Below are 25,395 nucleotides of genomic sequence, written 5' to 3'. Positions count from 1 at the left end.
ACGGAAGCGCCCGGCCCCGCGAGGGACCGGGCGCTTCCGTCGAGCTCAGCTCAGGCGAGGTCGTTGTCGGCCAGCCACTGCTTCGCGATCTCCTCCGCCGACTTCTTGTCGACCGTGCTCTGCACGTTGAGGGCCACGAGCTCCTCGGCCGTCAGCTTCTCGCTGATGCCGTTGATCACGTCGGCGATCTCGTCGGCCACATCGCTCGACGCGATCGGCACGACGTTGGACGCCAGGATGATGTTCTCCGGGTCTTCCAGCGACACGATGTCCTCGGTCTGGAAAGCCGGGTCGGCCGAGTAGATGTCGGCCACCTGGATCTCACCGGCCAGCAGCGACTCGAGCGTGGTCGGGCCCGTGGCCGAGAACGCCAGGTCCACGCCGTAGACCTCCTTGGCCTTCGCGGGGCCGTAGGGGCGCTGCTCGAACTCCGGCGCCGCGCCGATCGTGACCGGGGTGGTGACCTTCGACAGGTCGGCGATCGTGGTGAGGCCGTTCTCCTCCGCGAAGCTCTTCAGCACCGTGTAGGTGTCCTGATCGGTCGCCTCGGCGTAGTCGAGGGCGGTGAGGCCGTCGGGCAGGGTCTCCTGCAGTGCGGCGTAGACGTCTTCCGGGCTGGTGGCGGTGGCGTCCTTGTCGAGGTACTCGAGCAGGTTGCCCGTGTACTCCGGGAACAGGTCGATCGCGCCGGACTCCACGTCGGGCATGTAGGCGTCGCGCTGACCGATGCTGAACTTGCGCTCGACGGTGAAGTCGGCCGCCTCCAGCGCCTGGGCGTAGATCTCGGCGATGATCTCGTTCGAGTAGTACGCCTGCGAGCCGATCACGATGGTGTCGCTGCCCCCCGAACCGGAGTCCTCCGTGGGGGTGTCGAGCGGGTTGCTGCTGGTGCAGCCGGCGAGGACGAGCGCTGCGGCGATCGCGGCGCCGCCGGCGAGGGCGAAGCGGGACGTGCGTGCGGTGAACATGGGACTTCCTCTTCTCTGGGACCTGCGGATGCTGTGGTTCGGACGGATGCTGTGGTTCGGACGGATGCTGTGGTTCGGACGGATGCTGTGGCCTCGGTGGCGCTGTGGTTCAGGCGGTCGCCGGAGCGGGCGCGGCGACGGGCGCCTTGGCCCGGCGACGCTGCGGACGGGTGCGCACGCCGCGCGGGACGGCGGCGTGCTGCGCGAGGGCGAGCAGGAGGTCGACGATGAGGGCGAGCACCGCGACGAGGATCGCGCCGCCGAGCACCTGATCGAAGCGGCGCAGGGGGATGCCCTGGATGATCGGCCAGCCGAGACCGCCCAGGTTCACGTAGGCGGCGATCGTGACCGTGGCGATGACCTGCAGGAGCGCCGAGCGCAGGCCGCCGACGAGCAGCGAGAGCCCGAGCGGCACCTCGACCTTCCAGAACACCTGCCACTCGGTCATGCCCATGGCCCGCGCCGCGTCGAGCACCCGGCGGTCGATGGCCTCGAGTCCGGTGTACGCGCCCGCCAGCAGCGACGGGATCGCGAGCAGCACGAACGTGATGATCGCCGCGAGCGGGGTGCGCAGCACGCCCAGCAGCAGCACCAGGAGCACCATGAGGCCGAACGACGGGATGGCACGCGCCGCTCCGGAGACCGCGACGGCGATCTCCCGACCGCGACCCGTGTGCCCGATCAGCCACCCGAGCGGCACGGCGATGACCGCGGCGATCACCACCGAGACGACCGTGTAGTAGATGTGCTGCCCGAACAGCACCGGCAGCGAGTACGCGCCCTGCCAGCGGTCGGGCGAGAACAGCCACGCGAAGGCCTCCGCGAACAGGTTCATGCGGCCGATCCGATCGCCGCCGTGCGGCCGACCGCCGCCTTCGTCGCCGTCTTGGTGACCGCTCTCGTCCAGGGCATGAGCGCCCTGCCGACCAGGAGGAGCAGCAGGTCGACGATCAGGGCGATCACGACGACCGCGACCACGCCCGCGAAGACCTCCTCGATGATGCGGCGCTGCAGACCGTCGGTGAACAGGTACCCGAGGTTGCGTACACCGATCAGGATGCCGACCGTGGCGAGCGAGATCGTGCTGACGGCCGTGACCCGCAGCCCCGCCAGGATCACCGGGCCGGCCAGCGGGAACTCGACAGCCCAGAAACGGCGGAACGGTGCGAAACCGGTCGCGGTGGCGGCCTGCCGCACGTCGTCGTCCACCGAGTCGAGGCCGTCGGCGACCGCGCGCACCAGGATGGCGACCGCGTAGATCGTGAGGGCGATCACGAGGTTCGGCTCGCTGATCGCGGAGTAGCCCAGCACCGCGGGCAGCAGGATCAGCAGCGCGAGCGAGGGGATCGTGTATAGCAGCCCCGTGAGCGCGATGATCGGGCCGCGCACCAGGCGGTAGCGCCAGGCGACCCACCCGAGCGGCAGCGACAGCACGAAACCGAGCACGATCGGCACGACGCTCTGCCGCAGATGCGCGACGGTGAGGTCGAGGATCAGGCCGAGGTTGTCGACCGCCCAGTTCACGGGGCCGCCTTCGCCGCGGCCGCCTCGTCGACCACGTCGTCCGGGGCATCGACGATCGCGCCCTGGGTGCGGCCCTCGGAGTCGACCACGACCGTGCCGCGCGGCGTCTGCTTGAGGTGCAGCGCCCGGCGGCCACGGTCGGCGCCGATGAACGCGGAGACGAACTCGTCGGCCGGGTTCTCGATGATCTCGCTCGGGCTGCCCACCTGCACGACCCTGGCGCCCTTGTCGAGGATCACCACCTGGTCGCCCAGCAGGAACGCCTCGTCGATGTCGTGCGTGACGAACACGACCGTCTTGTCGAGCTCGTGCTGAAGCCGCAGCGTCTCCTGCTGGAGGTCGGCGCGCACGATGGGATCGACCGCGCCGAAGGGCTCGTCCATCAGGAGGATGTTCGGGTCGGCGGCGAGACCGCGGGCCACGCCGACGCGCTGCTGCTGCCCGCCCGAGAGCTGGCTCGGGTAGCGGTCGGCCAGAGCGTGGTCGAGGCCGACCGTGGTCATCAGCTCGCGCGCCCGCTCGTGCGCCTCCTTGCGCTTCACGCCGTTCAGGCGCAGCACGGTGGAGACGTTGTCGATCACGCTGAAGTGCGGCATGAGGCCGGAGTTCTGCATGACGTAGCCGATGCGGCGGCGCAGGGCCACCGGGTCGCCGGCGAGCACGCTCTCCCCGTCGATCTCGACCTCGCCCGACGTGGGCTCGACCATGCGGTTGATCATGCGCAGCAGCGTGGTCTTGCCGCAGCCGGACGAACCGACGAACACGGTGGTCTTGCGCGACGGCAGCACCAGGCTGAAGTCGTTCACCGCGAGCGTCCCGTCGGGGAAGCGCTTGGTGACGTGGCGGAACTCGATCATGAGGGGTTCTCTCCGACGGTCGTGCGGGCGAGGGCGCGGCTCAGGCCGACACCTCGACGCCCGGGGCGAAGGCGACGTAGCCCGAGAAGTCTTTTCCGACGCGGTCGAACGCCGACGGGTACGGGTGCGGGTACGACCAGGCGAGATCCTTGTGCAGCTCTCCGTCGGCCTCGATGGAGTAGTACTGGCACTCGCCCTTCCACGGACACGTGTACGGCGTGGGGCTCTCGACGAGCACGTCGGGCGATACGGATGCGGGCGGGAAGTACCAATTGCCCTCGATGCGGATGAGGTCGTCCTGTGCGGCCTCGGCGATCACGGTTCCTGCGAGTACAGCCTTCATGGTCCTGCCTCCTCGGATGTGGGTTCGAGCGTATAAGACGCGTCCGACATCGGGTGATGCCTTGCGCGCGGGGTCGTCAATATGAGAAACAATCCGGATCGTGTTCGGTGCGGTCGCGGGATCGGATTGCCCGGCTCACGCCGAGTCGCGCCCGTAGCCCTCCAAGAGTCGCAGCCAGATCTCGCTGATGGTCGGGTACGAGGGCACCGCGTGCCACAGGCGCGCGATGGGCACCTTGCCCACGATCGCGACGGTCGCGGCCTGCACGAGCTCCGCCACCTCCGGGCCGACGAAGGTCGCCCCGATCACGACGTCGCGGTCGGTGTCGATCACGAGTCGCGCCTGCCCGGCGAACCCGTCCTCGTACAGGCTCGCGCCGGCGACCCACCCGAGGTCGTAGTCCACGACCTGCACGGCCGTGCCCGCCTCGCGCGCCGCGGCCTCGGTGAGTCCGACGGAGCCGACCTCCGGGATGGAGAAGGTGACCTGGGGGACCGCGGCGTGATCGGCCGTCGCGGCGTGCCGGCCCCACGGGGCGTCGTCGACCTCGCCGCCGTTCGCCCTGGCTGCGATCACGTCGCCCGCCGCCCGCGCCTGGTACTTGCCCTGGTGGGTCAGCAGCACCCGCCCGTTCACGTCGCCGACCGCGTACAGCCAGTCCACCCCGGGCACCCGCAGCGTGTCGTCGGTCTCGATCCAGCGTCCGGGTTCGAGCCCCACGACCTCCAGGCCGATATCGGCGCTGCGCGGCGAACGGCCGGTCGCGACGAGCACCTCGGCGGCCGTGACCTCCTCGCCGCTGTCGAGCGTGATGGTCACGCCGTCGTCGCCGCGGCGCACCGCCGTGGTGCCGGTGTTCGTGCGCACGTCGACGCCGAGCTCCTCGAGGCCGGCCGTCACGCGCTGCCCCGCGAACGGCTCCATGCCGCCCAGCAGCCCGCTGCGCGCGAGCAGGGTCACGCGCGAGCCGAGGGCGGCGTACGCCGTGGCCATCTCGACCGCGACGACACCGCCGCCGATCACCGCGAGGCTCTCCGGCAGCTCTTCGGCGCTGGTGGCCTCGCGACTCGTCCACGGGGAGGCCTCGCGGAGCCCGTCGATCGGCGGGATCACGGCGTCGGAGCCCGTGCTGATCGCGACCGCGTGCCGGGCCCGCAGCACCCGGGTGGCGCCGTCGGCGTCGGTCACGGTGACCTCGCGCTCGCCCGTGAGACGCCCGTGGCCGCGCGCCAGGTCGATGCCGGCCGAATGCAGCCACGACACCTGACCGTCGTCCGACCAGTTGCTCGTGAAGCCGTCGCGGCGCTCGAACACGGCCCGCACGTCGAGCGTGCCGGTCACCGCCTGCGACGCCCCGGCCACGTGCTGCGCCGCCCGCAGCGCCTGCGCCGAGCGCAGCAGCGCCTTCGACGGCATGCACGCCCAGTAGGAGCACTCGCCGCCCACCAGTTCGCTCTCCACGATGATGGCGGTGAGCCCGCCCTGCACGGCCCGGTCGGCGACGTTCTCGCCCACCGGCCCCGCACCCACCACGATCAGGTCGTACTCGTCGGTCTTGTCGGCAGTCATGCGTCGCACCTCTCCGTCGCCCGTGTCAGGCAAGTCTTGCTCATGACGAACGTCGAGTCACGGGCGCGTTGTTCCCGCCGCGCCGAAACTCCCCGGAGACGAGCCGCTCCGGTCGCGTCGGCGCGCGACGGCGACCGGAGCGGCGGACGGCGTCAGGCGACGGCGGCGCGCTCGCGCGTGTCCGCGAACGCCCGCGGGTACGCCCGGCGCAGCGCCACCACGATCAGCGTGGCCGCGGCGACCTTGATCAGATCGCCGGGGAGGAACGCGAGGGCCGACAGCGCCGTGAGGTCGAGCGGCACTCCCGTGACGAGGGCCTGCACGGGGATGCCGAACGCGTACACCACGAGCACGCCACCGACGAGCGCGGAGAGCGCGACCCGCCACCACGCCGGGCGACCGGTGCGCATGACGAGCCCGATCACGACGACGCCCGCGATCCAGCCGAGCATGTACCCCGCGGTCGGCCCCACGAACACGCCGACGCCGCCGCGTCCGCCCGCGAGCACCGGCAGGCCGATCGCGGCGAGCGCGAGCACGACCAGGATCGACAGCGGGGCGACGCGCCGCCCGAGGACGAGTCCGGCGAGCATCACGCCGAGGGTCTGCGCGGTGATCGGCACCCCGCCGGGCAGCGGCACGACGACCGTGCCGAGCACGATGATGAGGGCGGCGAAGACGGCGATGCGGCCGAGCGTCGCACCGGTGTCGCGGGAGGTGGGGGTCATCGGGTGTCCTTCCTGAACGGTGTTCACCTGAACACCGTTCAACAGAGTAGGGAGGCCGATGCCCTCCGCGCAAATCACTCCGCGTCGGGAACGAGCACGACCTTCCCGCGCTGACGGCGATGCTGGATGGCGTCGTGCGCGGCGGCGGCATCGATCAACCGGAACACGTCGACGGGCGGGTCGACCCGCCCGTCGGCCACGGCCGCGAGGGCCGCCGTCTCGAGCGCCCGGAGGTCGGCGATGGCCCGGCCCAGCGGCACGGTCACGGTGAGCGAGTTCTGCACGATGTCGTCGCCGTCGACACGGAGGAGTTCGCCGCTCGACCATCCGATGATCACGACGCGGGAGCCGCGCCCGAGCGACTCGAGCGCCGCGCGTCCCGTCGGACCCCCGACCCCGTCCAGCAGGACCGTCGGCACCGCGCCGTCCAGGAGGCCGGTCAGACGATCCGGCCACGCGTCGTCGGTCGCATCGAGCGGCAGCAGGCGCGCGGCGGAGTGCTCGACCCGACGCCCGAGCTGCGCCACCACCGCGCGCTTCGCCTCGCCACCGTAGAGCGCGACCACGGTCGCCCCGACCGAGAGCGCGAGCTGCGCGACCTGGCTGCCCAGTCCGCCCGAGGCACCGGTGACCAGGACCACGTCGTCCGCGCCGATCTGCGCCGCCTGCCACACGAGCTGCGCCGTGCGCCCGCTGCCGATCGCCGCGACCGCCTGCGGGAACGGCACGTGCGCGGGCACCGGGTGGAGCGCAGCAGCCGCCGCGAGGGCGAACTGCGCATACCCGCCGCTGCGGAAGCCGACGTGCGCGACCACCCGCGCGCCGAGAAGGTCGGCGTCGACGCCCGCACCCACCGCATCGACGATCCCCGCGACCTCGCGCCCCGGGGTCATCGGCAGCACGGGGCGCGGCATCGACGGGGGCGCCGCGTCGCGCCGGATATCGAGGTCGACCGCGTGCACGCCCGCCGCCGCGACGCGGATGCGCACCTCGCCCTCGCCGGGCTCCGGTACCGGCACCCGTTCGATCCGCAGCACGTCGGACTCGCCGAACTCGCGCTGCACGATCGCCGCCATCGTCGCCACCGGCGCCGCGCCGTCTCCACCCCGCCGAGCGGCCGTCGTCTCCACACCCGTCACGTTCCCGCCCCTCACATCCGTGCCCGTCGTGCCCGTACCCGTCATGTCCGCACTCCTCCCGCTTCCGCCTGCCATCGCTTCTCCCGCTCTCCTCGATCCCGCGCTCCCCGGATCCGCCGTGCGGAGGATCCGGGTCGCCAGATCACGCGCGCGCCTCCGTGCTGGCACCCCCGGCGCGAACCCTCGGCGCGAGCACGGCGGCCGCCAGCGCGAGCAGCGCCGCCAGCGCGAACACACCGAGGAAGGGATCGGCGGCGGCCAGCGCGAGGAAGACCATGCTCGTCACCGCGAGGGCCAGCGCGCTGCCGAACGAGTCGGCCACCGTCATCGCACCGCTGTTGAACCCCTGCGTCTCCGGGGTCGACAGGGCGAGGGTGAGCGCGCTCGACCGCGGGCTCATCAGGCCCATGCCGGCCCCCGCCACCACCCACGCGGCCGCGATCAGCACCGCGTCCGCCTCGAACGCGGTGATCGCGACCGTCAGCAGGATCCCCCCGAGCACGAGAGCCGTCCCGAGGCGCACCGCGGTCACGCTCGACAGCCGCATGCCCATCCGCCCCTGCACGGTCGCGGCGAGCGACCACGCGAGGGCGCCGCCGGTGAGCGCGAGCCCGGCGACCGTCGGCGTCAGGGCGTAGCGGTCGGTGAGCAGATACGGCAGATAGATCTGCGCACCGAAGAACGCGGCAGCGGCGAGACCGCGCACCAGGATCACCGACGGCAGGCCGCGCACGGCCCGCAAGGTGCCGCGCGGGACCAGCGGTCGCACGGCGATGAGCGCCACGACGACCGCGACGACGGCCAGCGCCGGGCCGACGCCGGGCACGTCGCCCACCAGGTTCAGGGCGAGCACCGCGACCGCCGCCAGCACCGACCAGCCGAGCCGGGCGACCGCCCACGGCGTCGCCGCGTCACCCTCGTTCGACAGCCCCCGCAGCGCCGGCACGATCATCAGCAGCGCGACGAGCACCAGCACGACGACGCCGAGGAAGACCCAGTGCCAGCTCCACAGCTCGGTCACCGCGCCCGCGATCGTGGGGCCGATCAGCGAGGGGATCACCCACGCGGCGGCGAACCCGGCGAAGATCGCGGGGTGCAGCGCCTGCGGATAGACCCGGGCGACCACCACGTACAGCGCCACCATGAGCCCGCCGCTGCCCAGGCCCTGCGCGAACCGGCCGGCCACCAGCACCTCCATGCTCGGCGCGAGTCCCGCGATCAGGAGGCCGACCACGAACAGCGCGATCGAGGAGTACAGCGGGGCGACCGGACCGCGTCGATCCGCCCAGTTGCCCGCCGCCACCATGCCGATCACGCTCGTGGCGAGCGGTCCGGCGAAGGCGAGCGCGTACAGCCGCTCGCCGTCGAGGTCGGCGCTCACGGCGGGCATCACCGTCGTCACCGCCAGCGACTCGAACGCGCCGAGGAACACCAGGGCGCACGCGCCGATCGTGATCCACACGTACTCGCCGCCGAGGATGCGGGGGGTGGGTGGCGTGGGTGGCGTGGACGGCGCGGCGCGCCCGGTCTCGGTGGTCATGAGGTCGACCGTAGAACCTCAAGTTTCCTTGAGGTCAAGCGGATGACGCGCATCCGCGACGCATCGGCTCAGCGCAGCGGGAGGATGCTCGTGGGCGCCGGGGCCTGCGCCTCATGCCGCACGCCGAGCGGCGCACCCGTGCGCTCGTCGAGGTCGAGCAGCGTCACCGTGTCGGAGCGCTGCCCGGCGACGAGCAGCTTGCCCTGATACACGAGGTGATGGCGCGGCCAGTCGACTCCGGAATCGGCGAGCGCCACCGGCTCCAGCGCCTCCCCGCTGCCGCGCACACGCAGCGCCGCGATCGTGTTGCTGCCGCGCAGCGCCGTGTACAGGAACTGCCCGTCGCGCGTGCGGGCGAGCTCGGCGGGGAAGTCACTGCCGACCTGCGCCACCGGGCTCGCGGTCGTCGCCGACACCACGCTCCAGGTGCCGTCGGCCGCCGCCGCCAGGGTGAACACCTCGCACGAGTACTCCGTGACCACGTGCAGGTGCCCGCTCGGATGCACGACCATATGACGCGGTCCCGTGCCCTGCGGCAGCACGACCTCCTGGTCGAGCGTCAGCCCGCTGCCGGTCAACCGCCAGAACCGCACCAGGTCGAAGCCGAGATCGGTCGTGACCACGCGGCCGTCGGGCAGGAACGCGGCCGAGTGCGCGTGCGAGGCGCGGTCCGGTCCGCCGTAGGGGTCGGTCGCGGCCACACCGTCGCCCGCGGGGGTCGCGGGGGCCGCGTCGGGGTCGCCCTCGCCAAACAGCGCCGCGCGCAGTGCCGCCGCCGCATCCTCCTTCGCCGGCACGAGCCGTCCGTCCGCCGCGATGCCGAACCGCACCACGCGTCCGTCGCCGTAGCAGCTCGCGATGAGGGTCTGCCCGTTCGGAGACACCGCGACGTGGCACACGCCGTCGCCCGTCGCCACCGGATCGCCCAGGGGCGCGAGGGCCGTGTCACCCGTGCGCGCGAACGCCTGCACGGCCGCATCACCCTCCAGCGCCGCGTACACCACGTCGAGACCCGGGTGCTGCGCGAGCCACGACGGCGACGGGGTCGCCGTCACCGCCCCGCGATACGCGAGAGTGCTCGCCTCGCGACCCTCGTCGCCCGCGAGCACGCCGATGCCCTCGGCGGAGCCGTCCATCGCGGGGCCGTAGCCGCCGAGCCAGAAGCGCGTCACGGTCGTCTCCCCTCGATCAGTCGAGCAGATCGTGGCGCACGATCACCTGGTCGCGCTCGGGGCCCACGCCGATCACCGAGATGCGCGTGTTGCTCATCTGCTCCAGCGCCAGCACGTAGTCCTGCGCCGTCTGCGGCAGGTCCTCGAAGGTGCGCGCGGTCGAGATGTCCTCGCTCCAGCCGGGGAAGTACTCCAGGATCGGCTTCGCGTGGTGGAAGTCGGTCTGGTTCACCGGCACCTCGTCGAAGCGCTCCCCGTCGACGTCGTAGGCGACGCACACCGGGATCTGCTCGAGCCCGGTGAGGATGTCGAGCTTGGTCAGCACGAGGTCGGTGATGCCGTTGATGCGCGTGGCGTAGCGGGTGATCGGCGCGTCGTACCAGCCGACGCGGCGCGGCCGCCCGGTCGTGGTGCCGAACTCGAAGCCCTGCTTGCGCAGCCACTCGCCCTGCTCGTCGAACAGCTCGGTCGGGAACGGGCCGGAGCCCACGCGCGTCGTGTACGCCTTGACGATGCCGACGATGCGGTCGAGCGCACCGGGACCGACACCGGAACCCGTCGAGGCCCCACCGGCCGTCGCCGACGACGACGTGACGAACGGGTAGGTGCCGTGGTCGATGTCGAGCATGGTGGCCTGGCCGCCCTCGAACACCACGACCTCGCCGCGGTTCAGGGCCTGGTCGATGAGGTAGCCGGTGTCGGCGACCATCGGGCGCAGCCGCTCGGCGTACGACAGCAGGTCGTCGACGATCTCGTCGCACGTGACGGCGCGGCGGTTGAAGACCTTCACCAGCAGGTGGTTCTTCTGGTCGAGCGCGCCCTCCACCTTCTGGCGCAGGATGTTCTCGTCGAACAGGTCCTGCACCCGGATGCCGACGCGGTTGATCTTGTCGGCGTACGCGGGACCGATGCCGCGGCCCGTCGTGCCGATGTTGCGCTTGCCGAGGAAGCGCTCGGTGACCTTGTCGAGCGTGCGGTGATACTGCGTGATGATGTGCGCGTTCGCGCTGACCTTGAGGCGCGACACGTCGATGCCGCGGGCCGACAGGGCCTCGAGCTCCGAGAACAGCACCTCCAGGTCGATGACCACGCCGTTGCCGATGACCGGGGTGACCCCGGGCGACAGGATGCCGGAGGGCAGCAGGTGCAGCGCGTACTTCTCGTCGCCGACGACCACGGTGTGCCCGGCGTTGTTGCCGCCGTTGAACTTCACCACCCAGTCGGTGCGCTCACCGAGAAGATCGGTGGCCTTGCCCTTTCCTTCGTCGCCCCACTGCACGCCGACGATCACGATTCCTGGCATGGGTTCTCCCCTGCTTTCGCCGGGTTTGCACCGGCCGATGAGCTGGCCCTCTTCGGGCGTCCCCATCCTATCGGGCGGCCTCCGACACCCCTCCGGCGGTGGATGCGGCTGAGGGCGGCGTCACTCGACCTCACGACGGAAGCGCGCGAAGCACTCGATCGCGCTGTCGCGGCCATCCTCGCCGTCGAGGTCCGCGATGTCCTCGATCCGGGCGGTCATCGATCTGGCGAGATCGCGGATCCCCGACCCGTCGTTCTCGAACAGGGGCCCTCGCGCGGACAGCGACGACTGCGCGTCGACCAGCGACGACTCGCCCCGCTCGAGCCGCTGCATCGCGTGCGTCATCTCCGCGAGGACCGAGCGGTTGTAGTCCGACAGCATGGCTGGCCTTTCGGTGGGGATGGACGCTCAGCGCGTCCGTACGAGGCGGTTCGACGAGCGGAGCCGCTCCGGCATCACACGCGCCGTCGCCGTCGCCAGCCTGCGATCGTCGGGGTCGCCGAGAAGGGGCACGAAATCCTCGGGAAGCCAGGAATCCCGGTCCTCCGAAGGTTCCGGAGCCGGCGACATGCGGGAGATGTGGAGGAGGCCGTTGGCGGACTCACGCAACTCGCCGTCGACGAGATGCGGGCGCACGAGTTCGGCGTAGTCGGGAGCGAACCAGCTCAACCAGGGCGCCTCGACGGGGAGCCCGGTCCACTCGCCCCACTTCGCGCCCGCCACCGGCGGCTGGTATCTCGACGGCCGCACGTCCGCGCACGCGTAGAAGCTGCCGCAGCGCGCGGCCAGGTCAACGAAGAACGCCTCGACGGCCGCGGCCGGACGTGGCTTCACCAGTGTCGTCGCGTCGAGCACCAGCCCGAGACGCTGGCGCTCCCCGATCTGCTGATGCGACCACTCCTCGAGGTACCCGTACTCCAGCGGCTTGCGTCCGGCGATCCGCATCCGGTCCGTGGCGCACTCCTCCCGGTAGAACCGGTCGAACCCCGCTGCGCCTTCCTTCGCGAACTTCAGCGTCGGCGACCAGTGGCCGAACGCCCGGGGCAGCGCCCGCGGGAACAACTCCTCGGCCGCCCCGACGTAGTGCGCGGCGAAGTCGGCACTGTGCTCGTCGATGACGCGGAACCACTCCAGGTGCAGGAACAGCTCAGGCTCCGCGGGACGTGCGGCGGGCGGGGGCGGATCCTCGGTCTGCGCGTCGACCACCACGCCGTCGACCCGTGTGGCCAGCCGCGCCGCGAACGCGAGGGCGAGGGCCGTGTTGGCCTCGACCTCCTCGTTGTACGCCACGGAGATGCTGTAGTGCACGCGTCGCCCGGCGAGGTCGGCCCGCCCCTCCGGCATCTCCTCGCGATCCCGGCGGCTCGGTCCGTCGACGAGGAAGCAGTGGGAGCCCCCCTGCGCGCGCACCACCGCCGAGATCCCCGCGGGTTCCGCGGTCACGTCGGCATGGAGCGCGGCGTCCTCCGTGATCACGGAGACCAGGTCACGCGGTCGCAGCGAGCGCTTCCCGTAAACCTCAACGTCGTACGACACCGTGCATCCCCTCCCGTGCGCGTCTCCCCATCCTGACGTACCGCCGTGCCGTCGCCGGACCCGGGGGCGTCAGTGCCACCCCTCGGAGACCACTGTCGTCATCGGGTGCCGCCCTCACGCAGGGGGATGTCGGTGCGTGCGCCGGCTGCGACGCGGACGAAGCGGTCGATGCCCTCCGGATGCGCGTCACTGACGTTCAGCAGTGCATGGAACGGGGTCGGCGGCCGAGCGTGGACCGCAGGACCGTCCACCGGCTCCGACCAGGATTCACCTGCGAAGTGCAGCGTCCGCAAGAACGCTTCCAGGTCGAGCGGATCGTCGACCAGGACCTCTTCCGCGCGCTCGACGACGAGGACGTAGGCACTCGCCGGCAGCCATTCGTCCAGGGAGCGGAGGCAATCGCTCAGCGCCGGCCAGTTCTCGCCGAAGCCGTCGAAGAACTGGAGAGCGGCACCGAACTCGTTCATGAGTCCTTCGTAGGACCGCATCTTCCATCCGCGCAGGGTGCGCACGCACACGTCGTCCCGTCCTGGCTCCGCGTAGAACCACGAGGGGATCCATTTCTCGCGACCTGGCTCGCCGTGACCGACGTACACCCACGGGCCGCCCGTCGTCCAGAGGAAGTCCCGCGCGGTCGACGAGGGACCTGCACCCGATTGTTCGAGCGTCATCGGCGTCCCTCCCCCGGCCGCGCGCCCGACCTGGCTTGCACGTCGCGCGCCCGCGCATAGTGCGCCTCGATGCGCAGGGCCTGGGGCGAGCCCGCGGCGGGATAGCGCAGAGACGCCGGCATGACGGCGGCCGCCCTGCGGCATCGCTCGTCGACGGCGGGGTCGAACACTCCCCGGTAGTCGGCGGGAATCCAGGGGTCGCCGCTCAGTGCGCGCAACTCCTCCGCCTCGGCGGGGTGTTCGGTCCAGCGCAACAGGGTTCCCCGCGCCGTGGCCGTCGTTCGCGCGGGGTCGAGGTGCGGCGCGACGAGCTCGGCGTACTCCGGCCCGAACCAGGTCAGCCACTGCGGGTCGGTCGGCAGCCCGCTCCACGGGTCGTCGAGCTTCACGTCCATGGACGGCTGCGCGGTCCCGTATCGCCTCGTGCTGACCTCGGCGAAAGCGAAGAAGGAGCCGGTGCGTTCGGCGAGGGCGACCACGAACGACTCGACGGCGCCGAGAGCCTTGAGCTTCACGAGCCGATCGAGCTCGAACTTCAGCCCGATCGTCTGCGTGCGCCGGCTCAGGTCGTTGGTCCAGCCGTCGATGGTCCCGTGCTCGATCGGCTTGCCGGCGAGGATGAGGGTGCCGATGTAGCAGGACTCGCGGTACATCGTGTCGAACAGGGCGTCGTCGTCGCGGGGGAACCGCCCCTGGAAGGGTTCGTGCGTGCCGAAACGCGAGGGTACCCCCGGCCGGAAGAACTCGCGAGCGGTGCGGAGATAGATCGCGGCGAGGTCCTGGTCGTTCCGGTCGTCGAGCAGGCGATACCAGCGGAGGTGCAGGAAGCGCGGGCGCGGGGGCTCGGGTTCCGGCGCGGGCTCTGGTTCGCGCGGCTCGACGGTCTGCGAGTCGATCACCGTGCCGTCGATGCGCTCCGCCAGCCGCGCCGCGAAAGCCGTCGCCGCCGCCAGATCGCGCTCGTCGACACGGAACGAGAACCCTCCGTCGGACTGCACGGCATACGGCACGTGGATGCTGTAGAGCACCGTGGAGCCGGCCGCCTCCGTCCACTCCTCCGGGATGTCCTCCGGCTCCAGCAGATTGGGCCCGTCGAGCTCGAACGCCGCCGCACGGCCGCGCTTGTGCACGATGGAGGAGATCGTCTGCGCGCGCCGGTCGACCGTGGCCTTCAGTCCCCGCACCGACGACACCACCTTCGCGAGTTCCTTCGCCGTCAGCGAGACCTTTCCGTACACCTCGAGGTCGTACGACATCGAGCCACCCCCTCCGCATCGTCTGCCCCATCCTGTCGTACGCAACGGACACCGGGTGGCGGTGGGCAGGATTCCGTGCCGCTACAGTGTGCGACGGAGGTCGGTATGACACGGTGGTGGCCCTACGCGCGGCTCGCAGCATCGGCTCTCGCCGTGGCGGCCATCGTCGCCCAGCTCCTGCGCACGCTGGAGATCGCGCGCGACGCCGACACCGCGTGGGGCGGCCACCTCCCCACCGTGATCGCGAACTTCTTCAGCTTCTTCACGATCGAGTCGAACGTGCTCGCGGCGGTCACCCTCGCCGCCGGGGCCGTGTGGGCGCTGCGCCACCGCGACACGACCGACCCCGAGCCGCGCTGGCTCGCGGTCCTGCTGATGTGCGCGAGCAGCTACATGATCGTGACCGGCGTCGTCTACAACACCCTCCTGCGCGGCATCGCCCTGCCGCAGGGTGCCACGGTCGCGTGGTCGAACGAGGTGCTGCACGTCGTGATCCCCCTGCTGATGCTGCTCGACGTGCTGGTCGCCCCGCGTCGACGCGCACTGCGGTGGAGCGCCGTCGCGGTCGCGGCGGTCTTCCCGATCGTCTGGGTCGTGTACACCCTGGTGCGCGCGAACCTCGTGGTCTCCCCGGGGACGGGCGAGCACTGGTGGTACCCCTACCCGTTCCTCAACCCGCACCAGCCGGGCGGCTACGGGACCGTGGCGCTGTATGTGCTGCTGATCGCCGCGATCATCCTCGCCACCGCCGCACTGGTCGTGTGGGTCGGCCGCCGACGGGGTGTCGTCCGCGCGCAGTGACGGCGCGGTCAGTCGAGCGCGCGTCCGCTGCGCGCGGCGGCCGCGGCCAGCTGACGGTCGAACGTCGCGAGACGGCACCCGTGATGCACGGCCGTGGCGAGCACACACGTGTCCCGCATCTTCAACCGGTGCTCGGCGCGCAACCGTGCAAGAGCCAGCGGCTCGTCAGGGCCGAGGGCCGCGACCTCGACGCCGATCTCTTTCAGGTCGTCCCAGGCCTGAGCCTCGCGACCGACCCTGGCCGGCCCGACCAGCACTTCGGCGAGCGTGAGCGGATGCACCAGGTACGGCGGCGGCGTGCGCTCGAGCATCTCCAGTGCCGCCCGGTGGTGCGCGTCGCGGTCGTCGAGCAGACCGATGAGCACACCCGCGTCGACGACGATCACTCGTCCCAGCCTTCGCGGACGCGCTCCAGGTAATCGTCGCCGTAGACACCCGAGTACCGTCCGGCGAGAGAACGGAGTCGCTGCGCCCGCCGGGCATCACGCTCATCCGCGTGCTCTTCGACAGCGCGGGCGCCCTCCTCGAGAAGGAGGAGGATCAGGGCACTGTCGCGCTCCTCCTCCGGCCACCGCCGTCGTGCCACGTCAAGGGCGCGGGCGACCTGCGGCGTGTGCGTGATGTTGGTCCGCGGGTGCTTGGTCGGCATGCGTCAAGTGTAACACCAGCAGTCTGCGGTGTAACACCGACGTCGACGAAAGCGGACATCACCCGGGTGATCGCCCGCCGCTGATCTTGTGGAGCGCGTGACCCGGTGTCACGCTACCCCTGTCGCCACCGAACCGTTGGGTGCAGCGGACGGTGGCGTCGGGCTCCGCCCTTTACCCCGCCAAGGACGGCACCCGACGAGGTGCTCTCGCGCCGCCCAGGGGGCTGATCGTCGCGAGAGCACCCCGACGAATCCGATCAGGCGGGCAGCAGCGCCTCGCGCTCGTCGTCGTCCGCCGCCGGGTCGCCGGTGAGCAGCGCCGCACCACGGGCATCCGGGTCCACGTCGAGGTAGCGGTCGAGCGAGTCGTCGAGCTCCTCCAGCCAGGGCGTGTGATGCACGGCGGCGAGGGTGCCCGTCATGACCGAGGCGTACACGCGGTCGCGGTACCCCATGATGTCCGCCTTCTTGTCGCGCTTCCACGCCAGGAAGATCTCGACGACGCGGTCGAGGTCGAACGCCGGATAGTCGGTGCACTCCAGGAGGTCACGGATGTAGTCCGCCTGGAAGCGGATCTCGGTCGCCGCCGAGTCGATCCGGTCGAAGCGCTCCCGCCACTGCGCGATCGAGGCCGCCCGCTCCGCCTCGTCGGGGAGCTCGATGCGACCGAGGATCACGTCGCGCACGAACCACGCCTGCGCGTCGAACATGTTGAACGTGAACCACTGGTCCTGCGCGCCCAGGTACGCCAGCCGCGGGTTCTGCTGCCACAGCACACCGCGGTAGAGCCCGTCCGGGTAGACGTTGTTGGGCGACGACAGTGCGAGGTCGCCCGGGAGGAAGGGGTACCGGTGCAGGTAGCCGGTGCAGAGGATCACCGCATCCACGCGCGTGGAGGTGCCGTCGGCGAAATGCGCCACGCTGCCGTCGAACCGTTGCACGACCGGACGCTCCTCGAAGCCCTCCGGCCAGTCGTACCCCATCGGCGCGGAGCGGTAGCTGGCGGTGACGGAGCGGGCGCCCATCTTGAACGCCTGGCTGCCGATGTCCTCGGCGGAGTAGCTCGACCCGATCACGAGCACGTCGCGGCCGGCCAGCGCTTCGGCACCGCGGAAGTCGTGCGCGTGCGAGATCGATCCGGGGAAGGTCTCGATGCCGTCGACGTGCGGCACGTTCGGGAAGGAGAAGTGCCCGCTGGCCACCACCACGCGGTCGAACTCCTCCGTGGTCGTCGCTCCGGTGGGCAGGTGCTCGCTGGTGAGCGTGAACACCTCGCGCTCCTCGTCGAACTCCACCCAGCGCACGGCGGTCTGGAAGCGGATCAGGTCGCGCACCCGCGTCTTCGCGAGGCGTCCGGCGATGTAGTCCCACAGCACGGGGCGCGGCGGATACGACGAGATCGGACGGCCGAAGTGCTCGTCGAAGGTGTAGTCGGCGAACTCCAGCGCCTCCTTCGGGCCGTTCGACCACAGGTTGCGGTACATGCTGGAGTGCACGGGCTCGCCGAACTCGTCCAGTCCGGTGCGCCAGGTGTAGTTCCACTGGCCGCCCCAGTCGGCCTGCTTCTCGAAGCAGACCAGGTCGGGGATGTCCGCCCCCGCACGGGCCGCGGACTCGAAGGCCCGCAGCTGTGCCATCCCCGAGGGGCCGGCACCGATGATCGCTACTCGTTCACTGTTCGTCACGTATGGTCCTCACACTCGTCGTCATGTATCGGGCGCAGCCGTATCCGGGTGAGGAGGACAGTCCTTCTCCGGGGGGAGCGGAACGCTCGACCTGCCCGGACAGTGGCTGCTCTTCGACGTTAGCAGTGCCCCACCGGCGGCCTGGCGGGAAAGCGACGACGGCTGTCGCTCCCGAGGATCGCCCGCTGTCGGAGGCCGGTGGGAGGATCGGACGGTGCCGCACACCCCCGCGCCAGAGCCCACGGTCGAGCAGCGCGCGCCCGACCGCCGTCAGGGCGTGCTCGTCCTCCTCGCCGCCGTGGTCACGGTGGTGCTCTGGGCCTCGGCGTTCATCGGCATCCGCGGAGCGGGCCCGCACTACGACCCCGGTGCACTCGCGCTGCTGCGCATGGCCGTCGGCACGCTCGCGCTGACGGTGATCGCGCTCCGCCACGGCATCCGCCTCCCCGACCGGCGGCAGTGGCTGCTCATCGTGCTGTGGGGCGTCGGCTGGTTCTGCGTGTACAACCTGGCCCTGAACAGTGCGGAGCGCACGCTCGACGCGGGGACGGCGGCGATGGTGGTCAATCTGGCTCCGCTCATGGTGGTGGTGTTCAGCGGACTGTTCCTGCGGGAGGGCTTCCCTCGCCCGCTGATCATCGGCGCACCCATCGCGTTCCTCGGCGTGGTGCTGATCGGCATGAACTCCACGAGCAGCACCGGTCCGGACATCACCGGGCTCCTGCTCGCTCTGCTGGCCGCGGTCATGTACGCCGGATGCACGCTGTTGCAGAAGCACCTGCTGAGCGGGGGTGCCGACGCGACCACGCTCACGTGGCTCGGCGCGGCCGCGGGCACGGTCGCCCTGCTGCCGTGGATCGGTCCGCTCGTGGCCGACGTGCAGTCCGCGCCCCTCGACGCGACCCTGTGGGTGGTGTACCTGGGCGTGTTCCCCACGGCGATCGCATTCACCACCTGGGCGTACGTGCTGCAGCGCAGTACCGCGGGCAAGACCTCCGCCACGACCTACGTCGTCCCGGCGCTCGCGATCCTGATGTCGTGGATGATCCTGGGCGAGGTGCCGATGCCGCTCATGTTCGTCGGTGGCGCCCTGTGCCTGCTCGGGGTGCTCATCACGCGCCTGCGCTGGCGCCGCGCCCGCTGATCCGCGGGTTCCCCGAGGCCGACGCCGCCCTGTTCGGCGGGCGCGCGTCCCGTCGTTGCGATTACGCTGGTCGGCGGAGGGGCACGACGTGGTCCCGCGTGTGAACGAGGGAGACGAACCGACCGATGACCGAGCCCGACGCGCAGACTCCGCCGACGATCTCCGCACCCCCGCCCCCGCCCGCTCCCTCCGCCGCGACCTCGCCCGCCGCCACCCCGGCTCCGACGCCCGCGCCCGGCGAGAAGCCCGCACCCACCGAGGCCGAGATGGCCCGCGCCACCGGCGTGCTGAAGACCATCTCCGACGCGTACTCGGCGAAGATGGTCGGCCAGGAGCGTCTGCGCACCAGCCTGCTCGTCTCGCTCATCGCGGGCGGCCACATCCTGCTGGAGAGCGTGCCGGGTCTCGCGAAGACCACCGCCGCGAGCACCCTGGCCGACACCGTGAAGGCGCAGTTCAAGCGCATCCAGTGCACGCCCGACCTGCTGCCCAGCGACATCACGGGCAACCAGATCTACGACGCCGCGACCGGCACGTTCCGCACCGTGCTCGGCCCCGTGCACGCCAACTTCGTGCTGCTCGACGAGATCAACCGCTCCAGCGCCAAGACCCAGAGCGCGATGCTCGAGGCGATGCAGGAGCACCAGACCACGATCGGCGGCGAGATCCACCCGCTGCCGAAGCCGTTCCTCGTGATCGCGACGCAGAACCCCATCGAGCAGGAGGGCACCTACGAGCTGCCCGAGGCGCAGATGGACCGGTTCCTGCTGAAGGAGATCGTCGAGTACCCGAGCCCCGCCGACGAGTTCGAGATCCTCAGCCGCATCGACTCCGGCGTGCTCGACCCCGACCGGCACGTGTCCAGCGCCGTCACGCTCGACGACGTGCACCTGCTGCAAGACGTCGCGAGCCGCATCTACGTCGACCCCGCGATCCGCAACTACATCGTTTCGCTCGCCTACGTCACCCGGAATCCGGCGCCGTACATCGGCGAGGAGCGCGCCCGCTACATCAAGTACGGCGCCAGCCCCCGCGCGAGCATCGCGTTCCTGCAGGCGTCGCGGGCCCTCGCCCTCCTGAACGGACGCGCGCACGTGCTGCCGGAGGACATCCGCGCCCTCCGGCACCTCGTGCTGCGCCACCGCGTGCTGCTGACGTTCGAGGCCGACGCCGAGGGCATCCGCAGCGAGGAGATCATCGACCAGATCTTCGCCTCGGTCCCCACGCCCTGACGCACCGCCATGGCCAGCCTGATCACCCAGGTGAAGAGCAAGCTCTTCATCCACTCGTCGCGCAAGTCCCTGCACGCGCTCGACGGCGCCTACGCGTCGCTGCTGCACGGACGGAGCCTCGACTTCGAGGACCTGCGCAAGTACGAGTACGGCGATCAGGTGCGCGACATCGACTGGCGCGCGACCGCCCGGCTGGGCACGCCACTGGTGAAGCGGTCGCGGGCCACGCGCATGCACACCGTGATGTTCGTGGTGGACACCGGTCGCTCGATGGCCGCCCTGGCCGCCGACGAGCGCTCGAAGAAGGAGCTCGCGATCCTGGCCACCGGGGCCCTCGGCGTGCTCACGCTGCGCCACGGCGACGACTTCACCGTGGTCTACGGCGATGCGTCCAGGGTGCGCCGCCTGGCTCCCGGTCGCAGCGAGGGCGCCCTCGAGCACGCCCTGCGCACACTCGATCGCGCGGTGGACGACGCGGCGGCCCCGAGCGACCGCGACGCGCTGCTGTCGTTCGTCACCCGCACCGTCGCCCGCCGCATGATCGTGGTCGTGCTCACCGACGAGGCTCCGGTCACCTCCGAGACCGAGCGACTGCTGCGGAGGCTGCGCGTGCAGCACGACGTGCTGTGGCTCACGCTGCGCGACGCCGACCCCGTGCTCGACCACCGCACCGGGCGGCTGCGCGTCGACGTGGACAGCCGGTGGCAGGTGCCCGACTTCGTGCAGGGCGACCGCGGCATCGTGCAGGAGCTCACGGCGCAGCGCGACGCCGACGCCGCCCGCCTCGCCGACCTCCTCACCCGCATGGAGATCAGCCACGCCGCGCTCGACGGACAGGACGACGCCGTGCCGCAGCTGCTGCGGCTGCTGAACCGGAGGTCGAATGCCCGGCTCTGACGAGCTCTACCCGCCGGCGCAGTACGGCTGGGGCTGGATGCTGCTCGCGCTCGGCATCCTGGCGCTGCTGGTGCTCGGCGCGTGGCTGCTGATCGTGCTCACGCGACCCCCGCGCACCCCGGCCCCGGCCGCCACGGGCGCGACGCCCTCGACGCTCGACGTGCTGTCGGTGCTGCGCACGGAGTACCTCGACCGCATCCAGGCCGTGGAGAACGACTACCTCGGGCGCCGGCTGTCGGCGCGGCAGGCCAACCTCGAGCTCAGCCGCGTGGTGCGCGCGTTCGTGAACGAGTACAGCGGCCTGGAGGCGCCCGTGCTCGCGCTCGACGACCTGGTCGCCCGTGGCGTGAACCCGGCCCTGATCGACGCGATGGGCCGGCACTACTACCCGAGCATCTTCCGGCAGGGTCCGGCGATCGACCCCGTGGCGGGGGCCGCGGCCGCCAGGACGGTGGTGCGCGCATGGCACTAGCGAACGTGTGGATGCTGATCCTCGCCGCGGCCGTCGTGGTCGTGGCGGTCGCGGTCGGGCTCGTGCTGGGGTTGCGGCGGCGGGGCGGTCGTGCGGCCGGTGACACCGCGCGGGTCGCGCGAGCCGAACGGCTGCGCACGCTGCCGTCGTTCCGCCAGGCGCTGTCACGGCGGGTGCTGGCGCTGTCGGGGATCCTAGCGCTCGGCGCGGTCGCGGCGCTCGTGGCCGGCGTGGTGGCCGCGCGACCCATGGCCGCGCAGACCATCCAGCCGGTCAACAGCAGCCGCGACATCATGCTGTGCCTCGACGTGTCGGGGTCGATGAGCGAGGTCGACGTCGAGGTGCTGTCGGTGTTCGAGGAGCTGCTGGACGGCTTCGAGGGCGAGCGCATCGGGCTGACGATCTTCAACAGCTCTCCCGTGCAGATCTTCCCCCTGACCGACGACTACGACTTCATCCGCGAGCACCTGACGAGCATGGTGTCGAGCTTCGACTACGTCGACCGCATCCCCGAGCACTGGGTCGGGACCCTCAACGGCGACGGCGCCTCGCTGATCGGCGACGGCCTGGCGGCGTGCGCGATGGGCTTCGACCATCCCGACGACGACCGGTCGCGGTCGGTGATCTTCGCGACGGACAACGAGGTGAACGGCGCCTCGATCGTGACGCTGCAGGAGGCGGCGGCGTACGCCGCGTCGAACAGCGTGCGGGTTTTCGCGATCAACCCGGTCGAGGGCAAGGACGCCGCGGTGAGCGCCGAGCTGACCGCCGCCGCCGAGGCCACCGGCGGCGCGGCCTTCGGTCTGCGCGACACCACGACCGTGTCGGACATCGTCGACCAGGTGCAGGAGCAGGACGCGACGGCGCTGCGCGGTGAGGCGCAGGTGGTGTGGACCGACGCCCCGAACCTGTGGATCGCGGTGCTGTCGGTCGTGGCGCTCGGCTTCGTGCTGCTGGCGTGGAGGGTGCGACTGTGATCTTCCAGCCCGTCCTCCCCCTGATCCTCGTGGTGCTGCTGTGCGGTGCCGTGGCCGCCGCCGCGGTGTGGATGCTGGTGCGCGCACCCCGGGCCGGCGGCGAGCGCGTGACCGACCGCCGTGCGATCGCCGCGCACCGCTCGCTGTGGGCCCTGCGACTGCTGATGGTGCTCGCGTGCTTCGCGATGCTGCTGCGCCCTGGCATCCCCGGCGGCGCGACCCAGACCCTCGCGACCGACACCGACGTCGTGCTGGTGGTCGACACCACCGCCAGCATCGTCGCGGAGGACTGGGACGAGGGCTCTCCGCGGCTCGACGGGGTGCGCGCCGACGTGCGCGAGCTGGTGGGCCAGTACCCGGGGGCACGGTTCGCCCTGATCACCTCCGACGCGTCCGCCCAGCTGCGGATGCCGCTGACCACCGACACCACCGCGCTGATCGGTTCGCTCGACGTGCTGCGCCCCGAGGTCACCAGCCAGTCGCGCGGCAGCTCGATCGGGGTCGCCGCCGGGCTGCTGGAGGACACGCTGCGCTCCGCCGCCGAGGCCTCGCCGGACCGGTCGCGCATGGTGTTCTACCTCGGCGACGGCGAGCAGACCACGGGCACCACGCCCGAGTCGTTCGACAAGAGCGCGAAGTACACGGATGCGGGGGCGGTGTTCGGCTACGGCACCGCGGAGGGCGGTCCGATGCGGGTGACGAGCGGTGGCGTGAGCGGCGGCGAGGGCGAGTACATCCAGTACGAGGGCTCGGACGCGCTGTCGGTGATCGACGAGCAGAACCTGCAGACCGTGGCCGAGCAGCTGGGCGTGGAGTACCAGCACCGCACCGCCGACACCGAGCCCGTGCTGCCGGAGGCGCCGTCGACGACGACCAGCTACGCCGAATCGGGCGAGGTCGGCAACGTCACAGAGCTGTACTGGATCGCGGCGCTCGTGCTGCTCGCGCTCCTCGGGGTCGAGCTGCTGCGGGCGACCACGCTCATCGCGCGGCTTCGGGGACTCGCACCCGCCCGCCGCCGCGACTCCGTCGACCCCGCACCCGCGAGAGACGGAGGCGGCGCATGACCGCGCACGACGACACGGCTGCCGCGCTGCTGCGGTCCCACCGACGCCGCCGCCGCATCCGCCGCTGGGTGGCCATCGGCACGCTGCCGCTCACTCTCGCCGCACTGCTCGTGGTGGGCAAGATCCTGAGCATGTACGCGTTCGCGCACCAGTCGATCACGTCGTACGTGGTCGACGACTTCGCCGGGTCGGAGTCCGCCGCCCACGGCCAGGAGTTCCTGAACTGGTTCGAGCCGTACAAGGCGCCGTACAACATCGGCACCGCCCTCGCCGGTGCGGAGGAGCTGCCGGCGGCCAGAGCGGAGCTGGAGCGGGCGCTCGACCTCGCCACCGGACTGGAGGTGTGCGCGGTGCGCATCAACCTCGCGCTGGTCGTGGAGCGGATGGGCGATGCGGCCAGGGCGGACGGCGACGGTGCCGCGGCCGCGGAGCTCTACGACGAGGCCCTCACGCTCACGGTGGAGACGCCGGAGGAGTGCCGCAGCGAGGAGGCGCAGCAGCAGTCGCCCGACCCTCAGCGCGACATGTCCGACACCCTCGACGGCGCGGAGGACCGGCTCAAGCAGAAGCAGCAGGAGCAGGAACAGGAGCAGCAGCCGCAGGAGCCCGAGGAGCAGGAGCAGGAGGAGCAGCCACAGCCGTCCGACGACAAGCTGCAAGACCTCCAGGACAAGCTCAACCAGGGCACGCAGGAGCGCGACCAGCAGCAGGGCGACGATCCGGGCGGCTCGGGAACGGACAAGCCATGGTGAGCGACAACGAGCGTCAGCGCGCCCGCTACGTGGGCGGGGCCGAGGGTGCGCCGCCCGTCCCTCCCCCCGGCGGGTATGCGGGGGCCAAGCGGCGGCAGCCCGACCTCACACCTCCGCCGCTGCCCGCGGCACCGGTCGACGAGAAGCGCACCCCGGGCTCCGCGTTCGGCTGGATCGCCCTCGTCGCGGCGATCCTGTTCTCCCTGACCCTGCTCGGGGTGCTGGCCGCCGGCGGCACCGACCTGCTGTACGGGGTCACGTTCCTCACCCTGCAGCTGGTGGTGCTCGGCGTCGTGGTCGCGGCGCTGTTCTCCCCGGGTGCACGACGGCTCGGCGCGATCGCCCTGGTGGTGACGGTGCTGCTGAACGTGGCGACCGTCGGCGCGCTGAGCGCCCTGCGCACGTCCGCCTCGGGCGACTACGAGGGCGTGAAGACCGCGGAGCAGCGGCACGCGGAGGGGTATCCGGGCATCAAGGGCACCGACCCCCAGCAGGCGCTGTCGCAGCAGTCGCTGGAGGAGGTGCGGGCCACGGCCGACGAGCTGTTCGCGGATGTGCGCGCCCGGCTCACGGACGAGTTCGGCTACACGTGGACGCCGGTGGGCGCGGAAGACCTGCGGCCTGAGCGCAACGGCTACGGCGGCGAGTCGATGCTGTACGAGTTCACGACGGCCGCGTGGGCGACGAACGAGCCGGTGCAGGACTACGACCGCAAGCTCGAGGTCATGCGGGTGGTGAACGAGGTCGTGCTCGACCACGGGCTGTGGGATCTGTACGCGTTCAACGACCCGGCGAACTCGGGCATCGACCCGTCGATGATCGCGAAGCTCTACGGCAGCGACGACCCGCGCACGCAGACCACCTGGGAGTACTACACCGAGAACTACCCGGATCCGCTGCGGTTCTACGCCAACATCTACGACCTGTCGAACGACGTCGACGGCGGTTTCCGCACCTCGCGGGAGGCGCAGAGCGCCCGCACCGGCGAGCCACTGGAGGGCCTGCAGCTCGTGGTGATCGCGAGCGCCGTGCTGAGCGAGGCAGACCGTGCCGAGTTCCAGGAGAAGCTGCAGGACTACCCCGGCTTCGAGTGACCTCAGTCAGTCGCGCTGC

The 25,395-nt window shown here is 71.3% G+C and carries 27 protein-coding genes; 9 read left to right on the top strand and 18 right to left on the bottom strand.

Features of this window, described 5'->3' with window-relative positions; all coding sequences use genetic code 11:
* Positions 1–50: 50 nt before the first annotated feature.
* The 15 genes from ACFV3I_RS02335 to ACFV3I_RS02265 all read right to left on the bottom strand — a co-directional run bounded on the left by ACFV3I_RS02335 (position 51) and on the right by ACFV3I_RS02265 (position 14,606).
* Positions 51–968, bottom strand: coding sequence for an ABC transporter substrate-binding protein (locus tag ACFV3I_RS02335; protein ID WP_136033312.1), 918 nt, complete (start codon positions 966–968; stop codon positions 51–53).
* A gap of 109 nt (positions 969–1,077) precedes the next feature.
* The gene (locus tag ACFV3I_RS02330; protein ID WP_206252085.1) at positions 1,078–1,803 is read right to left on the bottom strand and encodes an ABC transporter permease subunit; all 726 of its coding nucleotides are present in this window, start codon (positions 1,801–1,803) and stop codon (positions 1,078–1,080) included.
* On the bottom strand, positions 1,800–2,492 hold the full coding sequence (locus tag ACFV3I_RS02325) for an ABC transporter permease (RefSeq protein WP_136033308.1): 693 nt from the start codon (positions 2,490–2,492) through the stop codon (positions 1,800–1,802). The genes ACFV3I_RS02330 and ACFV3I_RS02325 overlap by 4 nt, the downstream gene beginning before the upstream one ends.
* Positions 2,489–3,349 carry an ABC transporter ATP-binding protein gene (locus tag ACFV3I_RS02320; protein WP_378822282.1) on the bottom strand — a complete coding sequence of 287 codons (861 nt, stop codon included), beginning with the start codon at positions 3,347–3,349 and terminating at the stop codon, positions 2,489–2,491. Before ACFV3I_RS02320 ends, ACFV3I_RS02325 begins: the two co-directional genes overlap by 4 nt.
* Positions 3,350–3,389: 40 nt before the next feature.
* Positions 3,390–3,692, bottom strand: coding sequence for a DUF427 domain-containing protein (locus ACFV3I_RS02315; protein WP_136033303.1), 303 nt, complete (start codon positions 3,690–3,692; stop codon positions 3,390–3,392).
* Between the two features lie 135 nt (positions 3,693–3,827).
* Entirely contained in the window at positions 3,828–5,261 is a 1,434-nt protein-coding gene (locus tag ACFV3I_RS02310; protein ID WP_378822281.1) for a dihydrolipoyl dehydrogenase family protein, read from the bottom strand.
* A 152-nt stretch (positions 5,262–5,413) separates the two neighbouring features.
* On the bottom strand, positions 5,414–5,989 hold the full coding sequence (locus ACFV3I_RS02305) for a biotin transporter BioY (RefSeq protein WP_378822279.1): 576 nt from the start codon (positions 5,987–5,989) through the stop codon (positions 5,414–5,416).
* Between the two features lie 74 nt (positions 5,990–6,063).
* Positions 6,064–7,173: an SDR family NAD(P)-dependent oxidoreductase gene (locus ACFV3I_RS02300; RefSeq protein WP_378822278.1), complete on the bottom strand. Its 1,110-nt coding sequence runs from the start codon at positions 7,171–7,173 to the stop codon at positions 6,064–6,066.
* Positions 7,174–7,270: 97 nt separating this feature from the next.
* Positions 7,271–8,668, bottom strand: a complete 1,398-nt coding sequence (locus tag ACFV3I_RS02295) for an MFS transporter (RefSeq protein ID WP_378822277.1) — start codon at positions 8,666–8,668, stop codon at positions 7,271–7,273.
* 68 nt (positions 8,669–8,736) lie between these two features.
* Complete coding sequence (locus ACFV3I_RS02290; RefSeq protein WP_247638076.1) at positions 8,737–9,840, bottom strand: beta-propeller fold lactonase family protein; 1,104 nt, start codon at positions 9,838–9,840, stop codon at positions 8,737–8,739.
* A gap of 16 nt (positions 9,841–9,856) precedes the next feature.
* Positions 9,857–11,143: an adenylosuccinate synthase gene (locus ACFV3I_RS02285; protein WP_136030841.1), complete on the bottom strand. Its 1,287-nt coding sequence runs from the start codon at positions 11,141–11,143 to the stop codon at positions 9,857–9,859.
* Positions 11,144–11,263: 120 nt separating this feature from the next.
* Entirely contained in the window at positions 11,264–11,524 is a 261-nt protein-coding gene (locus ACFV3I_RS02280) for a hypothetical protein (RefSeq protein ID WP_136030839.1), read from the bottom strand.
* Positions 11,525–11,551: 27 nt separating this feature from the next.
* Positions 11,552–12,679 carry a hypothetical protein gene (locus tag ACFV3I_RS02275; RefSeq protein WP_378822276.1) on the bottom strand — a complete coding sequence of 376 codons (1,128 nt, stop codon included), beginning with the start codon at positions 12,677–12,679 and terminating at the stop codon, positions 11,552–11,554.
* A 98-nt stretch (positions 12,680–12,777) separates the two neighbouring features.
* On the bottom strand, positions 12,778–13,350 hold the full coding sequence (locus tag ACFV3I_RS02270) for a barstar family protein (RefSeq protein ID WP_168442816.1): 573 nt from the start codon (positions 13,348–13,350) through the stop codon (positions 12,778–12,780).
* Positions 13,347–14,606: a hypothetical protein gene (locus ACFV3I_RS02265; protein WP_378822274.1), complete on the bottom strand. Its 1,260-nt coding sequence runs from the start codon at positions 14,604–14,606 to the stop codon at positions 13,347–13,349. The genes ACFV3I_RS02270 and ACFV3I_RS02265 overlap by 4 nt, the downstream gene beginning before the upstream one ends.
* Before the next feature lie 105 nt (positions 14,607–14,711).
* Between ACFV3I_RS02265 and ACFV3I_RS02260 the strand changes: the two genes are divergently transcribed.
* Positions 14,712–15,407 (top strand): Pr6Pr family membrane protein, encoded by a 696-nt coding sequence (locus ACFV3I_RS02260; protein WP_378822273.1) that lies wholly within the window; start codon positions 14,712–14,714, stop codon positions 15,405–15,407.
* An 8-nt stretch (positions 15,408–15,415) separates the two neighbouring features.
* Here ACFV3I_RS02260 and ACFV3I_RS02255 read toward each other — a convergent pair whose 3' ends face one another.
* The 3 genes from ACFV3I_RS02255 to ACFV3I_RS02245 all read right to left on the bottom strand — a co-directional run bounded on the left by ACFV3I_RS02255 (position 15,416) and on the right by ACFV3I_RS02245 (position 17,741).
* The gene (locus tag ACFV3I_RS02255) at positions 15,416–15,793 is read right to left on the bottom strand and encodes a type II toxin-antitoxin system VapC family toxin (protein ID WP_168443183.1); all 378 of its coding nucleotides are present in this window, start codon (positions 15,791–15,793) and stop codon (positions 15,416–15,418) included.
* Positions 15,790–16,056 carry a hypothetical protein gene (locus ACFV3I_RS02250; RefSeq protein WP_136037453.1) on the bottom strand — a complete coding sequence of 89 codons (267 nt, stop codon included), beginning with the start codon at positions 16,054–16,056 and terminating at the stop codon, positions 15,790–15,792. Before ACFV3I_RS02250 ends, ACFV3I_RS02255 begins: the two co-directional genes overlap by 4 nt.
* Positions 16,057–16,313: 257 nt before the next feature.
* Positions 16,314–17,741, bottom strand: coding sequence for an FAD-dependent oxidoreductase (locus tag ACFV3I_RS02245; RefSeq protein ID WP_378803134.1), 1,428 nt, complete (start codon positions 17,739–17,741; stop codon positions 16,314–16,316).
* A gap of 214 nt (positions 17,742–17,955) precedes the next feature.
* Here ACFV3I_RS02245 and ACFV3I_RS02240 point away from each other — a divergent pair, with 214 nt between their 5' ends.
* The 8 genes from ACFV3I_RS02240 (at position 17,956) to ACFV3I_RS02205 (ending at position 25,376) form a co-directional block, all read left to right on the top strand.
* Complete coding sequence (locus ACFV3I_RS02240) at positions 17,956–18,885, top strand: DMT family transporter (protein WP_378822271.1); 930 nt, start codon at positions 17,956–17,958, stop codon at positions 18,883–18,885.
* A 125-nt stretch (positions 18,886–19,010) separates the two neighbouring features.
* Positions 19,011–20,117, top strand: a complete 1,107-nt coding sequence (locus ACFV3I_RS02235) for a MoxR family ATPase (protein ID WP_205812810.1) — start codon at positions 19,011–19,013, stop codon at positions 20,115–20,117.
* 9 nt (positions 20,118–20,126) lie between these two features.
* Positions 20,127–21,014: a DUF58 domain-containing protein gene (locus ACFV3I_RS02230; RefSeq protein ID WP_136030824.1), complete on the top strand. Its 888-nt coding sequence runs from the start codon at positions 20,127–20,129 to the stop codon at positions 21,012–21,014.
* Positions 21,001–21,486, top strand: coding sequence for a hypothetical protein (locus ACFV3I_RS02225; RefSeq protein WP_136045857.1), 486 nt, complete (start codon positions 21,001–21,003; stop codon positions 21,484–21,486). Before ACFV3I_RS02230 ends, ACFV3I_RS02225 begins: the two co-directional genes overlap by 14 nt.
* Positions 21,477–22,463 (top strand): VWA domain-containing protein, encoded by a 987-nt coding sequence (locus ACFV3I_RS02220; RefSeq protein ID WP_378822270.1) that lies wholly within the window; start codon positions 21,477–21,479, stop codon positions 22,461–22,463. The genes ACFV3I_RS02225 and ACFV3I_RS02220 overlap by 10 nt, the downstream gene beginning before the upstream one ends.
* Positions 22,460–23,530: a VWA domain-containing protein gene (locus tag ACFV3I_RS02215; RefSeq protein ID WP_378822268.1), complete on the top strand. Its 1,071-nt coding sequence runs from the start codon at positions 22,460–22,462 to the stop codon at positions 23,528–23,530. Before ACFV3I_RS02220 ends, ACFV3I_RS02215 begins: the two co-directional genes overlap by 4 nt.
* A complete protein-coding gene (locus ACFV3I_RS02210) occupies positions 23,527–24,282 on the top strand; it encodes a hypothetical protein (protein ID WP_378822267.1) in 756 nt (251 codons plus the stop codon). Before ACFV3I_RS02215 ends, ACFV3I_RS02210 begins: the two co-directional genes overlap by 4 nt.
* Positions 24,276–25,376 (top strand): hypothetical protein, encoded by a 1,101-nt coding sequence (locus tag ACFV3I_RS02205; RefSeq protein WP_136037459.1) that lies wholly within the window; start codon positions 24,276–24,278, stop codon positions 25,374–25,376. Before ACFV3I_RS02210 ends, ACFV3I_RS02205 begins: the two co-directional genes overlap by 7 nt.
* Positions 25,377–25,395: the final 19 nt, after the last annotated feature.

This window comes from Microbacterium sp. NPDC059771, assembly GCF_042732495.1.
GTDB lineage: Bacteria > Actinomycetota > Actinomycetes > Actinomycetales > Microbacteriaceae > Microbacterium > Microbacterium sufflavum.
This window is presented reverse-complemented; position numbering and strand designations above follow the sequence as displayed.